Origin of the sequence: Solwaraspora sp. WMMD792, from assembly GCF_029626105.1 — a bacterium.
Classification (GTDB): domain Bacteria; phylum Actinomycetota; class Actinomycetes; order Mycobacteriales; family Micromonosporaceae; genus Micromonospora_E.
On the sequence record NZ_JARUBH010000009.1, the window covers coordinates 6,158,490 to 6,174,818 of the forward strand.

The 16,329-nt window shown below is 72.0% G+C and carries 15 protein-coding genes; 7 read left to right on the top strand and 8 right to left on the bottom strand.

All coding sequences use genetic code 11. The annotated features are described in order from the left end of the window. The first annotated feature begins 95 nt into the window (after nt 1–95). On the top strand, nt 96–1,313 hold the full coding sequence (locus tag O7629_RS28715; protein ID WP_278173169.1) for a cation:proton antiporter: 1,218 nt from the start codon (nt 96–98) through the stop codon (nt 1,311–1,313). On the opposite strand, the gene O7629_RS28720 is transcribed toward O7629_RS28715, so the two are convergent. Both O7629_RS28720 and mqnE read right to left on the bottom strand, forming a co-directional pair. Then, nucleotides 1,281–2,501: a DUF2254 domain-containing protein gene (locus O7629_RS28720; protein WP_278173170.1), complete on the bottom strand. Its 1,221-nt coding sequence runs from the start codon at nt 2,499–2,501 to the stop codon at nt 1,281–1,283. The two genes, O7629_RS28715 and O7629_RS28720, sit on opposite strands and share 33 nt — an antisense overlap. Nucleotides 2,502–2,594: 93 nt before the next feature. Next, nucleotides 2,595–3,764 (bottom strand): aminofutalosine synthase MqnE, encoded by a 1,170-nt coding sequence (mqnE, locus tag O7629_RS28725; protein ID WP_278174711.1) that lies wholly within the window; start codon nt 3,762–3,764, stop codon nt 2,595–2,597. Between the two features lie 298 nt (nt 3,765–4,062). Here mqnE and O7629_RS28730 point away from each other — a divergent pair, with 298 nt between their 5' ends. Next, a complete protein-coding gene (locus tag O7629_RS28730; RefSeq protein WP_347403702.1) occupies nt 4,063–5,697 on the top strand; it encodes a C40 family peptidase in 1,635 nt (544 codons plus the stop codon). A 209-nt stretch (nt 5,698–5,906) separates the two neighbouring features. Here the strand turns inward: O7629_RS28730 and O7629_RS28735 are convergent, their stop codons facing one another. Further along, nucleotides 5,907–6,383 carry a hypothetical protein gene (locus O7629_RS28735; RefSeq protein WP_278173171.1) on the bottom strand — a complete coding sequence of 159 codons (477 nt, stop codon included), beginning with the start codon at nt 6,381–6,383 and terminating at the stop codon, nt 5,907–5,909. Nucleotides 6,384–6,720: 337 nt separating this feature from the next. Between O7629_RS28735 and O7629_RS28740 the strand changes: the two genes are divergently transcribed. The 3 genes from O7629_RS28740 to O7629_RS28750 all read left to right on the top strand — a co-directional run bounded on the left by O7629_RS28740 (nt 6,721) and on the right by O7629_RS28750 (nt 9,777). Continuing rightward, nucleotides 6,721–7,308: a hypothetical protein gene (locus O7629_RS28740; RefSeq protein ID WP_278173172.1), complete on the top strand. Its 588-nt coding sequence runs from the start codon at nt 6,721–6,723 to the stop codon at nt 7,306–7,308. A gap of 306 nt (nt 7,309–7,614) precedes the next feature. Next, nucleotides 7,615–9,075 carry a DEAD/DEAH box helicase gene (locus O7629_RS28745; RefSeq protein ID WP_278174713.1) on the top strand — a complete coding sequence of 487 codons (1,461 nt, stop codon included), beginning with the start codon at nt 7,615–7,617 and terminating at the stop codon, nt 9,073–9,075. Between the two features lie 81 nt (nt 9,076–9,156). Beyond that, nucleotides 9,157–9,777 carry a putative glycolipid-binding domain-containing protein gene (locus O7629_RS28750; protein WP_278173173.1) on the top strand — a complete coding sequence of 207 codons (621 nt, stop codon included), beginning with the start codon at nt 9,157–9,159 and terminating at the stop codon, nt 9,775–9,777. Nucleotides 9,778–9,783: 6 nt separating this feature from the next. Here O7629_RS28750 and O7629_RS28755 read toward each other — a convergent pair whose 3' ends face one another. After that, nucleotides 9,784–10,884 (bottom strand): PLP-dependent cysteine synthase family protein, encoded by a 1,101-nt coding sequence (locus tag O7629_RS28755; RefSeq protein WP_278173174.1) that lies wholly within the window; start codon nt 10,882–10,884, stop codon nt 9,784–9,786. A 30-nt stretch (nt 10,885–10,914) separates the two neighbouring features. Further along, nucleotides 10,915–11,364 (bottom strand): Lrp/AsnC family transcriptional regulator, encoded by a 450-nt coding sequence (locus O7629_RS28760; RefSeq protein ID WP_278173175.1) that lies wholly within the window; start codon nt 11,362–11,364, stop codon nt 10,915–10,917. A gap of 336 nt (nt 11,365–11,700) precedes the next feature. Here O7629_RS28760 and O7629_RS28765 point away from each other — a divergent pair, with 336 nt between their 5' ends. Then, nucleotides 11,701–11,961 carry a BldC family transcriptional regulator gene (locus tag O7629_RS28765; RefSeq protein WP_347403703.1) on the top strand — a complete coding sequence of 87 codons (261 nt, stop codon included), beginning with the start codon at nt 11,701–11,703 and terminating at the stop codon, nt 11,959–11,961. 98 nt (nt 11,962–12,059) lie between these two features. On the opposite strand, the gene O7629_RS28770 is transcribed toward O7629_RS28765, so the two are convergent. Continuing rightward, nucleotides 12,060–12,689 carry a UbiX family flavin prenyltransferase gene (locus tag O7629_RS28770; RefSeq protein WP_278173176.1) on the bottom strand — a complete coding sequence of 210 codons (630 nt, stop codon included), beginning with the start codon at nt 12,687–12,689 and terminating at the stop codon, nt 12,060–12,062. A gap of 111 nt (nt 12,690–12,800) precedes the next feature. Between O7629_RS28770 and O7629_RS28775 the strand changes: the two genes are divergently transcribed. Beyond that, nucleotides 12,801–13,883 carry a terpene synthase family protein gene (locus tag O7629_RS28775; protein ID WP_278173177.1) on the top strand — a complete coding sequence of 361 codons (1,083 nt, stop codon included), beginning with the start codon at nt 12,801–12,803 and terminating at the stop codon, nt 13,881–13,883. Nucleotides 13,884–13,903: 20 nt separating this feature from the next. Here O7629_RS28775 and mqnP read toward each other — a convergent pair whose 3' ends face one another. Together mqnP and O7629_RS28785 are read right to left on the bottom strand one after the other, a co-directional pair. After that, on the bottom strand, nt 13,904–14,830 hold the full coding sequence (gene mqnP / locus O7629_RS28780) for a menaquinone biosynthesis prenyltransferase MqnP (protein WP_278173178.1): 927 nt from the start codon (nt 14,828–14,830) through the stop codon (nt 13,904–13,906). Further along, entirely contained in the window at nt 14,827–16,290 is a 1,464-nt protein-coding gene (locus O7629_RS28785) for a menaquinone biosynthesis decarboxylase (protein ID WP_278173179.1), read from the bottom strand. Before O7629_RS28785 ends, mqnP begins: the two co-directional genes overlap by 4 nt. Nucleotides 16,291–16,329: the final 39 nt, after the last annotated feature.

Consider the following 16,329-nt stretch of genomic DNA (forward strand, 5'->3'; position numbering starts at 1 on the left):
CCGGCCAAGATGGCAGCCGACCCCCGGTGGTACGGGGCACCGAGGGTCGACGCCGCCAGGTTTGAGCCGCCCACCGCTGCGGTGAAGGTGTCCGGATGCATCCGCTGCACCTGAGCTACGCCCTGGTCGGCGTGCTCGCCGTACTGCTGGCCTTCTGGTCGAGCGCCATCCGCCGCGCGCCGGTCAGCGAACCGCTGCTCGCGTTGCTGCTCGGCGTCCTGGTCGGCCCGGTGTCCGGGCTGATCGATCCGTCCCACCACGACACCACCGACCTGCTCCGCGAGGCCAGCCGGATCCTGCTGGCCATCTCACTTATGGCGGTCGCGCTGCGGTTCCCCGCCACCGGGTACCTGACGGTGGCCCGCCCGGTCGGGGTGCTGCTGACCCTGGGCATGGTCGGGATGGCGGTGGTCAGCGCCGGTTTGGCCTGGCTGCTGCTCGGCCTACCGGTCGCACTGGCGGTGCTACTCGGGGTCTGCCTGACCCCGACCGACCCGGTGCTGGCGTCGAGCGTCGTGTCCGGGACACCTGCGGAGCAGACACTGCCGGTCCGGCTGCGTCAGGTGATCAGCGGTGAGTCCGGGATCAACGACGGGCTCGCGTACCTGCTGGTCGCGCTGGCGCTGATCGCGGCCGCCGGCCGCCCGGCCGGGCAGCAGGTGGCCGAGGCGGCCTGGGGCGTCGGCGGTGCGGTCCTGGTCGGTGTGGCGGTCGGCTGCCTCGCCGGCTGGGCGGTACGGGCGGCCGAGGCCCGGGAGCAGGTCGACCAGGGCTCGTTGCTGGTCTTCGCCGTGGTCCTCGGTGTGGCCGCCCTGGGCGTCGCCCGGGTCGCCGGTACCGACGCGATCCTCGCTGTGTTCGTCACCGGGCTGGCCTACAACCGGATGATCGGCCGTCGGTCCCGGGCGTCTGAGCAGCAACTCGACGACGCGCTCACCCGGTATCTCGTCCTGCCGGTGTTCTTCCTGCTCGGTCTGGTGGTCCCGTGGCGGCAGTGGCTGGAGCTCGGCTGGCCCGTCGTGGCGTTCCCGGTGGCCGTGCTGCTGCTGCGCCGGCTGCCGGTGGTGCTGGCCCTGCGGCCGGCGCTGGGCATGTCGTGGCGGGACACGGTGTTCCTCGGCTGGTTCGGCCCGATCGGCGTGTCCGCGCTGTTCTACCTGACGTACAGCTACGCCGAGGGTGCGACGGACTCCCGGCTGTGGGCGGCCGGGACGCTGGTGATCGCGGCCAGCACCCTGGTGCACGGGGTGACCGCCACCGCCGGTCGCCGCTGGTACTCCTCAGCGACGTCCCGGGGCGTCGGCGGCCGGTGACGCCGCCCGGCACCGCTGGATGTCCGGCCGGTGCTCGGGCCGGGCCGCCGTGGCCAGATCGGCGAGAATGCTGTCGATCAGGTCGATGACCCTGGGCTGGTCAGTGGCGGCCTGCCGGACGTCGGTGATCGAGGTGGCGAGGTGGCTGGCGAACGACTGCCGGCGGACGTGGACCCGGACCGTCCCGTCGTCGTCCCGGACGATCCTCGGTCGGTCCGGCCGGTCGGCCAGTCGGCGTAGCAGGTCATGCGCCTCCTGCAGGGCGCGGACGGCGGTGGTGGCGTCGTTGATGCCGGGCGAGAGCGCCCGTTCGGCGATGTCGGCGAGCTGCCGTAGCCCGAAGCCGACGTCCTGGCCGGGGACCCGTTCGACGCCGACCTCGACGGCCTGTCCGGCCAGCGTCGCGTCGACCGGGCCCGGCGGCGTGTCACCGACGGCGTGTACGGCGACCAGCGGCATGCCGGCCACCACGAACTCGCCGGGGATCCGTTCGACGGTGAGGGCGCAGCCGTACCGGCGGGCGAGCCGCGCCAGCAGGTTGACGTCGACCGCGATGACCACCCCGGTGGCCGGTGCCGCCAGCACATCGACGATCGGGCCGACCGGGGAACCGGTCGGATCGGTCGACCGGGGCGCCCACCGGTCGATGCTGCGTCTGCTCTGCACCCCGATCGCCGCGATCATGTGCGAGACCCGCATCAGAGCGGTCATATGGTGCAGATAGTAGATGAACATTCCGGTGCTGCCCAGCACCAGGGCCATCGACACGGCCAGCGACAGCGCCGGCAGCCGGGCGTCGGACCGGTCCGGTAGCGCGGCGAGGACCACCATGGCGAACAGGAACGTCGCGACGAACGTGCCGAGGGTGGCCTGGGTGACCCGGTCGCGCAGGAACGTCCGCAGCACCCGGGGTGAGTACTGGCTGGAGGCCAGCTGCACCGCTACCACCGTGATGGAGAAGACCAGCGCGGTGAACGAGATCATCGCGGTGATCACCGCCGACAGCAGCGACCTGGCACCGGCCGGTCCGCTCGGCAGGAAGCCGTCCAGCGGCAGCCGTAGCCGCAGCTCCAGGGCGGTGAGCAGGATCGCGCCGAGCACCGCGCCGGTCGCGAACGCCGCCGGTACCGCCCAGAAACTGCCCCACACGCCACGGAGGCGGGACAGCATGCCACGGCGCTGATTCACCGCTGCGTCTTTCCCACGCCGGGGCGGGTCGACACCTGCCGGCCGGATCAGGCCGGTCCGGGCTGCTCGAAGGCGTTGCCGGTCCGGCCTCGCTCAGGCCCAGATCTGCTGCGGCTCGGCCCGCCGGTCGGCCAGCGTCGGCGGCCGGTCGTACTCGCGTACCACCTGGTAGCGGGTGTCCCGCTCGACCGGCTGGAAGCCGGCGTCCCAGATCAGGTGCAGCAGGTCCTCGCGGTGCATGGTGTTCGGCGTGCCGTAGGAGTCCGCGTCGTGGGTGATCTTGTACTCGACCACCGACCCGTCCAGGTCGTCGACGCCGAAGTTGAGCGACAACTGCGCCACGGACAGCCCGTGCATCACCCAGAAACACTTGACGTGCGGCACGTTGTCGAACAGCAGCCGGGACACCGCGAAGGTCTTCAACGACTCGGCCGGCGCCGCCATCGTGGTGCGCTCCTGGATCCGGTTACGGATCTTGCCGTCCGCCGAGTCGACGAAGTCGTGCTGGTAGCGCAGCGGGATGAAGACGGTGAAACCGCCGGTCTCGTCCTGCAACTCGCGCAGCCGCAGCACGTGGTCCACCCGGTGCCGGGGCTCCTCGATGTGCCCGTACAACATCGTTGACGGCGTCCGTAGCCCCTTGCTGTGGGCCAGCCGGTGAATCCGTGACCAGTCCTCCCAGTGGCAGGCGTGGTCGACGATGTGCTGGCGGATTTCCCAGTCGAAGATCTCCGCGCCGCCGCCGGTCAGCGACTCCAGACCGGCGTCCATCAGCTCGTCGAGGATCTCGTCGGCCGGCAGCCCACTGATCTTCTCGAACCACTGCACCTCGGTCGCGGTGAACGCCTTGAGCTTGACGTTCGGCAGCGCCGCCTTGAGCTCGCGCAGCACCTTCGGGTAGTACCGCCAGGGCAGGGTCGGGTGCAGGCCGTTGACGATGTGCAGCTCGGTGAGCTGCTCGTCCTCCATCTCCTTGGCCTTACGGACGGCCTCGTCGATGCGCATCGTGTATGCGTCCTTCTCGCCCGGCTTGCGCTGGAACGAGCAGTACGCGCAGGAGGCGCTGCACACGTTGGTCAGGTTGAGGTGCCGGTTGACGTTGAACATCACCCGGTCGCCGTTGAGCTCGGTCCGCCGGTGGTGCGCCAGCCGGCCCAGCCAGGCCAGGTCGTCGCTGGCGTACAGGTCCACCCCGTCGGTGTAGTCCAGCCGCTCCCCGGCGTACACCTTGTCTTCGAGCTCACGCTTGCGACCAGCGTCCACGTCCGCCATGCCCCTTCCCGGCCGGCCACGCCGACGACCCGCCGTCGACGACCATCAGCCGTGATCCGCGTTCGAGCGTACGTCCCGGGGCCGCCGATCGGCTCGTCGCCCGGCGGCACAGCGACCTGCGTCATGCCCGGGTCGCCAACCTCTCAGCTTCTCGTTACCTCACGAATCATCGACATCAGCAGCCCCGTGCGGTAAGACCGATGTGGGACAGGCGACACCAGGCGACGCGACTCGGTTCCGGCGCATCAGCACCGGGACAAATGCGCCGTACGGGAGCGAGCGGGCAGGCATGGCACGAAGAAGCAGGGGCGCGGCAGTGGGCCAGCGGCGCGACGGAGCACGGCGGCAACGCCGGTTCGTGATGGTCGGTGCCGTTCCGGTCCGGCTGAGCCCGGCCCTGTGGGCTGGCCTGCTCGGTGCCGTCACCGCAGTCGCCCTCGCCTCCCCGGTGTACGCCCAGCCGGCGACCGTGCCGGACACCGGCAGCCGGCCGGTGCCCGCCGGCGGCCTGCAGCTGCCCGGCGCCGGCCCGACGACCAACGCGCCGGCCATCACCCCCACCCCGGTGGAGGGCCCGCTCGCCGCGCAGATCTACGCCGGTGAGACCGAGGTCGCGCTGCTCGGTCAGCAGCTGCTCGAGCTCGAACAGGAGCAGACCGCGGCGGAGACCGCGCTGGTCGCCGCCGAGCAGTCGCTGCGCGAGGCGCGAACCGCGCTGATCGAGGCGCAGCGGGACGCGGACAGCGCGGCGTCGTACGCGCTCAAGGACGCCGCCGCGATGCCGCCCGGCGAGTACCGCGGTGACCTGCACGGTCTTGGTGCCCTGTCCCGGCTGCAACGGGGCCAGCAGTCCGGTGTCGGCACCGATGCCGCCAACCGGGACGTGGCGCTCGCCGCCGCCGCCGAGCAGGAGGCGTACCAGACGTACACGGCGGCGCTGGCCCTGGTCGACGCGCTGCGCAGCGAGTTCGGCAGCACCGAGGGCACCTTCAAGCAGCGGGAGACCGCGCTGCTCGCGTTGAAGGAGCAGAACACCGAGCAGCTGGTGGCGATCGAACGCCAGCGGGAGGCCGCCGAGCAGGAGATCGGGCAGGGCATCGACGGGATCGACGGTGCCGCCGCCCATCCCCGTGCCGTCGCCGCCCTGGAGTTCGCCCTCAAGCAGCTCGGCAAGCCGTACCTGTGGGGGGCCGAGGGGCCGCACCGCTACGACTGTTCCGGCCTGATGTGGGCGGCGTACCGGTCGCCCGGCGCCGACTACTTCAGCCTGCCCCGGGTCGCCAAGGACCAGTACTACGCGACCCGGCACAACAAGGTGGACCGCTCGGCACTGCTACCCGGTGACCTGATCTTCTTCGCCTCCGGGTCCAGTTGGACGACGGTGCACCACGTCGGGATGTACGTCGGCAACGGCAAGATGGTGCACGCGCCGACCACCGGAGACGTGGTCAAGGTCTCCACCGTCTGGTGGTCCCGGTTCTACGCGGCGACCCGGGTGATCCGCGAGGTCGCACCGACCCCGACGCCCACCCCGACTCCGACGCCCACGCCATCGCCGGACCCGTCGCCCGATCCGACACCGGACCCCACGGATTCGCCGTCGCCCGACCCGTCCGACTCGCCGTCCCCGGACCCCACGGATTCGCCGTCGCCGGATCCGTCGGATTCGCCGTCGCCTTCCCCGTCGCCGTCGACCAGCCCGTCCACGCCTGGTCCGATGCCGACGCCGAGTGACCCCAGCCCGTCGCCGACCGGCTCCGGGACCCCGGATCCGGACGCGAGCGGCTCCGAAACCCCGGATCCGGACGCGAGCGGCTCCGGGACGCCGACCAGTACCCCGAGCGAGTCGAGTTCCGCTTCGGCCGGCCCGAGCGCGTCGGCGACGTCGGCCGGCACGCCGAGCGCAGGCCCGCTGGAAGGCTGACCGTACGTCCTCCGGTCGGACCGTTGCGCCCAGGACCGGACAGACGGCCACGGTCGGTACGCCGATACTCCGGCTGTGCCGAGGTGCATCGGTATGGCACGGTAAACCGGCGGACTCCTCACCGGCCGGAGGTGTTCCGGTGAGCTGGCACGGGAGGCAGTGATGGACGAAGCTCGGCCCTGGTCGTCGGTGGACCAGGTCGACGGTGGTCAGCGGCGGGTGCCCGACCAGGTCGACCGGTCCGGATCGGCGCCGCCACCGGCAGAGGAGCTGCCGGCTCCGTTCAGTCCGCCGCCGCCACCACCGGCTGGGGCGCTGTGGGCGTCGCCGGTCGGCACCGGCTCCAGTGCCGACGTCCCGGTCGTGCCTGGTACGTCTTCCCCGTCGTCGGCGGCCGGGCCGTCGGCTCCGACCTCGCCGGCTCCGACCTCGCCGGCTCCGACCTCGCCGGCAGCCGGGCCGTCCGCTTCCGCGTCGCCGGCTTCCGCGTCGCCGGCTTCCGCATGGTCGGCGTTCGCCTTGCCCTGGCAGCCGCCGGCCACGACTGACCAGCAGCCGGCCGATGACCAGCAGCCGGCCGACCATGCCGCGTCGGCGTCCGCAGCCGCCGGGACCGAGCCACCCGCCGCGGTGTCGTCGCCTCCGGCGGCCAGCGGGGAGGCCGCGTCGGCCCGTGCCCGCGCCACGGTGGCCGGAGCGCAACGGGTCTCCGCCAGCGACGTCGGGGCGCTCCGGGTGCCGACCGGCGGGACCCGTGTCTACGGTGCGCGTCGTACCGAGGAGCCCTCGCCCAGCGATCCGGCCCTACCCCCCGACCCGGTACAGCCGCCCGCACCTGCGGAACCGCCGGCCGGGCCGACCTCGCCCGAGCCGGAACCCGCCCCGGCCCCGGCTCCGCCGTTGCCGCCTCGGCCGACCTCACCCGCTCCGGTGCCAGGCCCGTACCCGCCGGGCCCGGGTCCGAACCCACCGGGCCCGACTCCGCCACCGCCGTTCCCGCCGCCAGCCGGGACCGCGTACCAGATGACCCAGGCGGCCGGCGGGTACACGATCCCACCGGCGGTTCCACCGACGCCGTGGCGCGAGTCACCGCCGACGCCCTGGCACCAGCCACCGGCGCCGCCGGAGCCGGTCGTGCCGCCGGAGCCTTCGCCGGCCTATGGGCAGTGGGCACGCAGCACCCCGGCCCCGGCGGCCGGGCGGGTGTACGGGGCCCGCCGGCCCGACAGCGACACGCCCGGACCCGGCCTGGTCGGTGCTCCCGGCGTACCTTCCCCGGCCGGTGCTCCCGGCGTACCTTCCCAACCTGGTGCGGCCAACCGGCCAGCGGCCGATCCGACGATGGGTCTGCCGATGGGGGCACCCGGCGGCATGTCCGGCGCGCCCGGCGGTGTGGTGTTCAACCCCGCCGTGGAGAACTCCGGCTCGCTGACCGGCCACATCCTGGCCCAGGGCTGGGCGGACCTGCCCGAGCGGGAGGACCGCAGTACCACCAAGGTGGTGCTGGCCATGGTGGTCGGTCTGGCCGTGATGGTGGTGATCGGCATCGTCGCGGTGCTCGCCGTGGGTAACACCTTCACCGACATCTTCGACGGGCTGCTGGGCGGTTGACGCCGGATCGGCTGAGGTGAGTCGGCCCACCGGTCGGACGGGTCAGGTGGCAGCAGCGCGGCAAACCCGTACACTTGTCACTCGATCATCAACCCGGCGCGCTACCGCGTGCTCATGGGCGATCTTGCGGGCGATTCAACGGTGCACACCGGAACGGGCCATTCGCGAAGATCCGCCCCGCTCTGAGAGGTTTTCTTGACCACCTTCGCTGATCCCAGCACGTTCCCCTCCGTTCTCGACACCGTGCCCGAAGCCGCCGACCTGCCGGCGGAGCCGGCGACCAGCCAGACCGCCGAGCCGGTCGTCGTGGCCACGGCCGCCGGGCCGGTTGCCGACGAGCCTGACTTCGCGGCGCTCGGGTTGCCCCGGCAACTGGTCCGGACACTCGCCCGGGAGGGCATCACCACTCCGTTCGAGATCCAGCGCGCCACCGTGCCCGACGCGTTGGCCGGCCGGGACGTGCTCGGCCGGGGCCAGACCGGCTCCGGCAAGACCCTCGCGTTCGGCCTACCGTTGCTGGCTCGAATCGCCGACGGCCGCCGGGCCCGCCCACTGCGGCCCCGGGCCCTGATCCTGGTCCCCACCCGCGAGCTGGCGATGCAGGTCAACGACGCGTTGTTCCCGCTGGGCCGGGCGGTCGGGGTCTTCCTCAAGACGGCGGTCGGCGGCGTCCCGTACGACCGGCAGATCGATTCGCTGCGTCGCGGTGTGGAGATCATCGTGGCCACCCCGGGGCGGCTCGGTGACCTGATCCAGCGCGGCGTCTGCCAGCTGGACGACATCGAGATCACCGTCCTGGACGAGGCGGACCAGATGGCCGACATGGGCTTCCTGCCGGAGGTCACCGAGCTGTTGGCCAAGACTCCGGCGGACGCTCAGCGGCTGCTCTTCTCGGCCACCTTGGACAACGACGTCGACACGCTGGTCCAGCGGTTCATGACCGACCCGGTCACCCATTCCACCGCGCCGGCCACCGCCGCCGTGACCACCATGGACCACCATCTGCTGCTGATCCCGCCGAGCGACAAGTTCGCCGTGGCCGCTTCGATCGCCGCCCGCTCCGGGCGGACCATGATGTTCGCCCGTACCCAGCTGGGCGTGGACCGGCTGGTGGACCAGCTGGCGTCGGTCGGGGTGCGGGCCGGTGCCCTGCACGGCGGCAAGACCCAGCGGGTACGCACCCGTACCCTCGCCGAGTTCAAGGAAGGGCGGACGAACGTCCTGGTCGCCACCGACGTGGCTGCCCGGGGCATCCACGTCGACGGGGTCTCGCTGGTGGTGCACGTCGACCCGCCGAAGGACCCCAAGGACTACCTGCACCGGGCGGGGCGGACCGCGCGGGCCGGCGAGTCCGGCGCGGTCGCCACCCTGGTGCTGCCGAAGCAGCGGCGCAGCACCCTGGCCATGCTGGAAAAGGCCGGGGTGGAGCCGGCCCAGACCCGGGTACGCCGCGGCGACGCCGCGCTGTCCGAGCTGACCGGCGCAACCGAGCCGAGCGGCGTGCCGATCGTGAACGAGCCGGAGCCGCCCCGGCAGTCCCGCCCGCAGGGGGACCGGTTCCGGCCGGACCGCCCCGACCGCTTCCGGGGGCGGGGCGACCGCTCCCGGGCCGACGGAGCTGACCGCTTCCGAGGCGACGGCGAGCGGGGTGCGCGCGGTGGTGCCGACCGGGCCGGCCGTGGTGGTGCCGACCGGGCCGGTGGTGACCGGCGGCGCGGCGGTGGTGACCGGCGCTTCACCGACCGGCGGCCGAGCCGCAGCTACTGACCCGCGTGTACTGACCCGCGTGCGTGACCGGCACCGGCGACCCGCTCCGCGGCGGCTCGTCGGGCCGGTACGGTCGGGAACATGCCGACGTTGCCGAAATCGATCGTCTGGACGCGGACGGACACCGGCGGTGCCGATCAGGTCCTCTTCGACGACCAGCGCGGGCTGACCGCTCGCGGGATGGCGGTGGCGGCGGCGCCGCTGCCGTACAGCTGCCACTACGAACTCACCACCGACGAACAGTGGGCCGCCGTCCGGCTCACCGTCACCGTCGAGGGTGCCGGCTGGCTGCGGACCGTACGGATGGAACGGGCGCTCGGCCGGTGGCGGGTGAGCACCGCCGAACAGGGTGACCTGGACCGTGCTCTGCGGGCGGCCGGGCGCAGCCCGGTCGGCCTGCCCGGCACCGAGGAACCGGGCCGGCTCGACGCGGCGCTCGACGTCGATCTGGACGCCGCACCGCTGTTCAACACCCTGCCGATCCGCCGGCTGCGGTTGTCGGACCAGCCGGTCGGGCAGGAGCACCGGCTGGTCGCGGCCTGGGTCCGGGTGCCGAGCCTGGAGGTGATGCCGATGGAGCAGACCTACACGGTGCTCGGCGCTGACCGGGTCCGGTACCGCAGCGGCAGCTTCACGGCCGAGGTGACGCTGGATCCGGACGGTTTCGTGCTGCACTACCCGGGGCTGGCGCAGCGCGCCTGATCCCGATCAACGCACGTCGGTCGGCCATTCGCCGGTACGCAGGAACTGCTCGGCCACGGCCCGGTACGGGGCCAGATCGATCCCGTGCCGGGTGAGCCAGTCGGCCGAGTAGTAGCTGGCGGCGTACCGTTCGCCACTGTCACACAGCAGCGTCACCACCGAGCCCTGCTCGCCGGCGGCCCGCATCTGCGCGATCAGCGCGAACGCACCCCACAGGTTGGTGCCGGTCGACCCGCCGACCCGCCGACCCAGCAGGTCGCTGGCGATGCGCATGGCGGCGAGTGAGGCGGCGTCCGGGACCTGGATCATGCGGTCCACCACGGACGGCTGGAAGGACGCTTCGACGGTCGGCCGACCGATCCCCTCGATCATCGACCCCCGGCCGGTCGAGGTCGACCAGTCACCGCTGCACCATGCCGGGTAGAAGGCGGAGTTCTCCGGGTCGACGACGCAGATCTTGGTGCGGTGCCGCTGGTAGCGGACGTACCGGCCGATGGTGGCGCTGGTGCCGCCGGTGCCGGCACCGACCACGATCCAGTGCGGGACCGGGTGCCGTTCCAGCGCCAGCTGGGCGAAGATCGACTCGGCGATGTTGTTGTTGCCCCGCCAGTCGGTGGCCCGTTCGGCGTAGGTGAACTGGTCCATGAAGTGCCCGCCGAGGTCTTCGGCGAGCCACCGTGCCTCGATCACCACAGCGGCCGGGTCGCGGACCAGGTGAGGGCGGGCGCCGTGGAACTCGATCTGGGCGATCTTCTCCGCCGAGGTGCCGGCGGGCATCACCGCCACGAACGGCAGGCCGAGCATCCGGGCGAAGTACGCCTCGGAGATGGCGGTGGAGCCGGACGACGCCTCGACGATCGTGGTCTGCGGACCGATCCACCCGTTGCACAGGCCGTACAGGAACAACGAGCGGGCCAGCCGGTGCTTGAGTGAACCGGTCGGGTGCACCGACTCGTCCTTGAGGTAGAGGTCGATGCCCCAGGACGGGGGGAGTGGGAACGGCAGCAGGTGGGTGTCGGCGGACCGGTTGGCGTCCGCCTCGACCTTGGCGATCGCGTCGGTCACCCAGGCCCGGCCGGCGTCGTCGTACCGGTCCAGTTGATTCACTCGCAGACGGTAACAAGTGCAGTCGCCGAATCACCCGGTCAGGGGGCGGGGCCGATTCTCCCATTTGGTGGACAGCGTGACGCTGGTCCGGGTGTTGGCGATCCCCGGTGTCCGGTTCAGCCGCATGATGAGCTGTTCCAGTTCGGCGATGGTGCCGACCCGGGCGAGGCAGAGGAACGACTCGGTGCCGGCCATGAAGTAGCAGGACTCGATCTCCGGCATGTCGCGCAGCGCGTCGAGCACCGCCTCGGTGTCGGCACCTGAGTCTTCGACCAGTCCGATCAGGGCGGTGACGCCGAGGCCGACCGATTCCGGCTGTACGTCGGCCCGGTAGCCGCGCAGCACGCCGGAGGTTTCGAGCTTGCCGATCCGTTCGTGTACGGCGGGTGCGGAGAGTCCGACCTGGCGGGCGAGTTCGGCGTAGGAGAGCCGGGCGTTGCCGCGCAGCAGGTCGACGAGCCGGAGGTCGATGGCGTCCACGGGATGTAGACCCTAGTGCCTGTCGCCCGCCCGGGTGGCCCGCACTGGTCCGCGCCGCTGGTTGGCGGTCGCCGTGCCGATGGCCTGCGGTCGTCCGGGCCGGTGTCCGCCTCGTTCCGCATCTGGATCCGCTGGTTAACGATCTAGGGTAAATTACAACATAGGGCGCAAATCCTACCGGGTAACTGCCCAGTTGGGTAGCTTTCCTCATTTCCCGGACACGGCGGTCGGCCGGTGCTCTAATGGCCGTACGTCTGGCACTACGGCATCTGGCACACGGTCCATCGGGGGGCTGACTGGCCACGCCAGAGCCGTCGTGGACGCGAGGAGGGGACCGTGGACACTGGAGATCGTCTGCTGACGCCGGGCGAGGTGGCCGCGCTGTTCCGTGTCGACCCGAAGACCGTCACACGATGGGCAGCGGCCGGCCGGATCGGCAGTATCCGAACTCCCGGAGGCCATCGTCGGTTCCGGGAGTCCGAGGTGCGTGCGCTACTCGAGGGCGAAGGCGTGCTGGAGGAGATGCAGGCGGAAAGCGCGGAGACCACCCGGCCCCGGCACACCGAGAACGGATCAGGAGCAGCCGGGCCGTACTGACGCCGGCCGCACTGACACCGGCCGCACTGACACCGGCCGCACTGACACCGGCCGCACTGACACCGGCCGCACTGACACCGGCCGCACTGAGCCGGTGGTCACGGCCGGTCCGCGCCCAACTCGCCGGACCACCGCCGGAACAGATCGTGCGGTACGCCGAGCGCGTCCAGCACCTTGCCGGCGACGAAATCGACCAACTGGGCGGCGCTGGCCTCGGCACCCGCACCGTAGAAGCCCGGACTGGCCGGCAGCACCACCGCCCCCGCATCGTGCAGGGCGAGCAGGTGCTCCAGGTGACTGCGGGTCACCGGGGTCTCCCGGGGGACCAGCACGACCGGCCGGCGTTCCTTGAGGTTCACCTCGGCGGCCCGCTGCAGCAGGTCCTTGGACAGCCCGATGGCGATGCCGGCGCAGGCGGCCGTGCTGGCCGGTACGACCACCATCCCGCGTACCTGGTACGAGCCGCTGCTCGGCCCGGCGGCGAGATCACCCGCCGGCCAGAACCGTACGTCCGCGTCGTCCAGCCCACGGCCGAGCCAGCGGGCCAGGTCGGCGCGCCAGTGGCTGTCCCGCAGCGGCGCGCCCGTCTCGTCGAGCAGGGTGAGCCGGGCCGCGCGGGACACCACCAGGTCGACTGGATGGCCGGCGTCGAGCAGCGCGCGGAGCACCGCGGCCGGGTACGGCGTACCGGACGCCCCGGAGACGCCGATCACCCATGGTCTTCTCATCGAGATCCCTGTTCGCGTGGCTGGTCGCGGGCTGTCGCCGGTGCCCGGTCACCCCATAGGGTAAGACGACCCGCCTTACGGACACATTGGCAGCAACTTCGCAGGCAGCCCATGGACTCCCGCAAATCCACCCCGCCGCCGCCCCGCCCCGACGTCCCGGACAACTATGCCTGCCTCGACCAGTCGACCGGCCAACTGCTCGGCGAACTGCTCGTTGCGCTGCGCGCCGCCTGCCCGCTGTCCGCCGTGCTGTCCCCGTATGCGGCACAGGCCGACGCCTGGCTGCCCGGCTGGCTGCAGCGGTGCGGCCTGCCACCGGGCACCGCCACCCACCGTCGGCTCGCCGGGGCCCGGATCGGCCGGTACGCCGCCCGGCTCTATCCGAGCGCACCGGTGGGCCGGCTGCGGGTGCTGACCGCCATGTTCGCCTGGTTCTTCCTGCTCGACGACGAGTTCGACGGGGTCGCGGATCCGCAGGAAGGGAGGTTGCGCCGACTCGCCGACGAGGTGCTGGCGGTGCTGCGCGCAGGTTCGGAACCGGGCAGCGACCAGGAAGTATGCAGCGACCCGGCACCGGGTCCCGACCCGGCCTTTGCCGGGCCGCTGCGCCGGATGCTCGCCGGTCCGTGGCAGGCCGTACGCCAGTCGATGCCCGACTGGTGGCACCGCCGGTTCGTCGAGGCGGTGGCGGAGCACCTCGACGGAGCGGTACGCGAAGCGGCGAACAAGGCGACCGGTCACCGGCCCGGCCCGGACGAGTACGTCGAGCTACGCCGGGCCACCTCGGCCGCGCACGTCGCGTACACCTTGATCGAGTACGCGACCGGCGACCCGGTGCCCGACGCGGTCTTCCACCACCCCCGGGTACGCGATGTCCGCGTCGCCGGCAACGACCTGCTCTCCTGGTACAACGACCTCTTCTCGTTGCCCCGCGATCTGGCCACCGCCGGCGGCCACAACCTGGTGGTGGCGGTCGCCGAGGCGCAGCGGGTGCCGATCGGCGACGCGCTGGTCACCGTAGCGGACCGGTGGCGGGCGGAGATGGCGGCGTTCGGCGGACGCCGGGCCGAGGTGCCGTCGTTCGGGCCGGACCACGACCGGGCGGCGCACGGCCTGCTGACCGGGGTCGGGTACGCCGTCCGGGGCACCGTCGACTGGTCGTTCGAGAGCGCCCGCTACCGGCAGCGGCGCTGACCGGCCGGGGCGGTCAACGGTCAGCGCAGACCGAGCCGTACCACCAGGTCGACCAGGGCGAACGCGAACAACGCGATGCCGACGAAGCCGTTGGCGGTGAAGAACGCCCGGTTGACCCGGGACAGATCGGTCGGTGTCACCACCAGATGCTGGTAGCCGAACGCCACCGCGGTCAACGCCAGCCCGATCCACCACGGCCAGCCGAAGCCGACCAGCAGACCGAACCATCCGAACAGGGCGAACGTCACTAGGTGCGCCACCGTCGAGGCGTGCAGCGCGAAGCGTCGACCGTACCGGGCGGGCACGCTGCGTACCCCGATCTCACGGTCGACCTCGGCGTCCTGGCATGCGTAGATCAGGTCGAACCCGCCGATCCACAGCCCGACCGCCGCGCCGAGCAGGATCGCCGGTCCGGCACCGGCGAAGGTGCCGGTGACCGCCAGCCAGGCACCGACCGGGCCGACCAGCTGGGCCAGCCCGAGCACCGCGTGCGGCCAGTCGGTGAACCGCTTGGCGTACGGGTAGACCACCAGCGGGACCGCCGCCAGCGGGGCGAGCACGAGGCAGAGCGGGTTCAACGCGGCGGCGGCACCGAGGAAGACGACGAGCGCGACCACCGCGCCGGTCCAGGCCGTCCGGACGCTCACCGCCCCGGTCACCAGTTCCCGTCCGGCGGTACGCGGATTGCGCGCGTCGATGTGCCGGTCGATGATCCGGTTCGCGGCCATGGCGAACGTCCGGGCCCCGACCATCGCGACGGTGATCAGCAGCAGGTCGAGCCAGCGGACGCCGCCGTCGAGGCGGGCCATCACGGTCAGCGCGGACAGGTACGCGAACGGCAGCGCGAAGACCGAGTGCTCGATCGCGACGAGCCGTAGGAAGGCCCGGATCTTGCCGACCGGGGCGGCGGGCGCGCCGGCCGGCCCGGCGGTGGCTGCGGTGCTCACGAGATCCCGTACTCCCGCCACCGCTTGTCCACCAGCGAGACGATCTCCGGCGACATGGTCATCTCCTGCGGCCAGCCCCGGGTGTAGCCCTCGGTGGGCAGTTTGCGGGTCGCGTCGACGCCGGCCTTGCCGCCCCAGAACTGCTGGTACGACGAGTGGTCGAGGTGGTCCACCGGACCCTCGGTGAGCAGCAGGTCGCGGGCGTAGTCGACGTTGCCGAAGGCGCGGAACGCCACCTCGGCGTAGTCGTGCACGTCGCAGTCGTCGTCGACCACGACGATCAGCTTCGACAGCGACAGCAGGTGGGCGCCCCAGATCGCCGACATGATCTTCTGGGCGTGCTTGGGGTAGCGCTTGCGGATCGACACGATCACGCAGTTGTGGAACACCCCGGCGGCCGGCAGGTCGTAGTCGACGATGTCCGGGATCAGCATCCGCAGCAGCGGCAGGAAGATCCGTTCGGTGGCCTTGCCGAGCCCGTGGTCCTCCTGCGGCGGCTTCGAGGTAATGATCGAGTGGTACAGCGGGTCCCGCTGGGTGGTCATGCATTCGATGTGCAGCACCGGGAACGGTTCGACCGGGGTGTAGAAGCCGGTGTGGTCGCCGAACGGGCCCTCCGGCAGCCGCTCGCCCGGCTCCAGGTAGCCCTCCAGCACGATCTGGGCGTGCGCCGGCACCTGCAACGGTACGGTCCTGCAGTCGACCATCTCGACCCGCTGGCCGCGCAGGAACCCGGCGAACAGGTATTCGTCGATGTCGCCGGGCAGCGGGGCCGACGCCGAGTAGCTGACCACCGGGTCGCAGCCGATCGCCACCGCCACCGGAAGCCGCTCGCCGCGCCGCTCGGCGACCGCGTGGTGGGCGGTGGAGTCCTTGTGGATCTGCCAGTGCATGCCGAGCGTGGTGGGCGAGTGCTGCTGCAGCCGGTACAGGCCCAGGTTGCGCTTGCCGGTCTCCGGGTGCTTGGTGTGGGTCAGCCCGTAGTTGTGGAAGATCCCGCCGTCGCCGGGCCAGACCTGCAGCCCGGGCAGCCGGTTCAGGTCGACGTCCGCGCCGGTGTAGACGACCTCCTGGCAGGGCGCGGTCTTGACCTTGCGCGGCGGCAGCGAGGTGAGCTGCATGACCTTGCCGAGCCCGTCGCGGATGCCGGACCAGCCGACCGGCAGGTCGGGCTTGATCATCGCCCCGATCCGGTCGCCGATCTCGTTCAGGTTCTCGACGCCGAGCGCCATCGCGGTACGCCGCTCGGTGCCGAACAGGTTGATCGCCACCGGCATCTCGCCCCGGGTGGGCCGGTCGAACAGCAGCGCCGGCCCGCCGGCCCGCACGGTCCGGGTGACGACCTCGCTGATCTCCAGCGTCGGATCCACCGGTACGTCGACCCGCCGCAGCTCACCGGCCGTCTCCAGCGCCGCGACGAAGTCCTTCAGATCCTGGTACGGGAAACCTGGAGCCGCCATGCCGCCAAGTCTGGCCTACCCGGCGGCCGGTGCCACCAC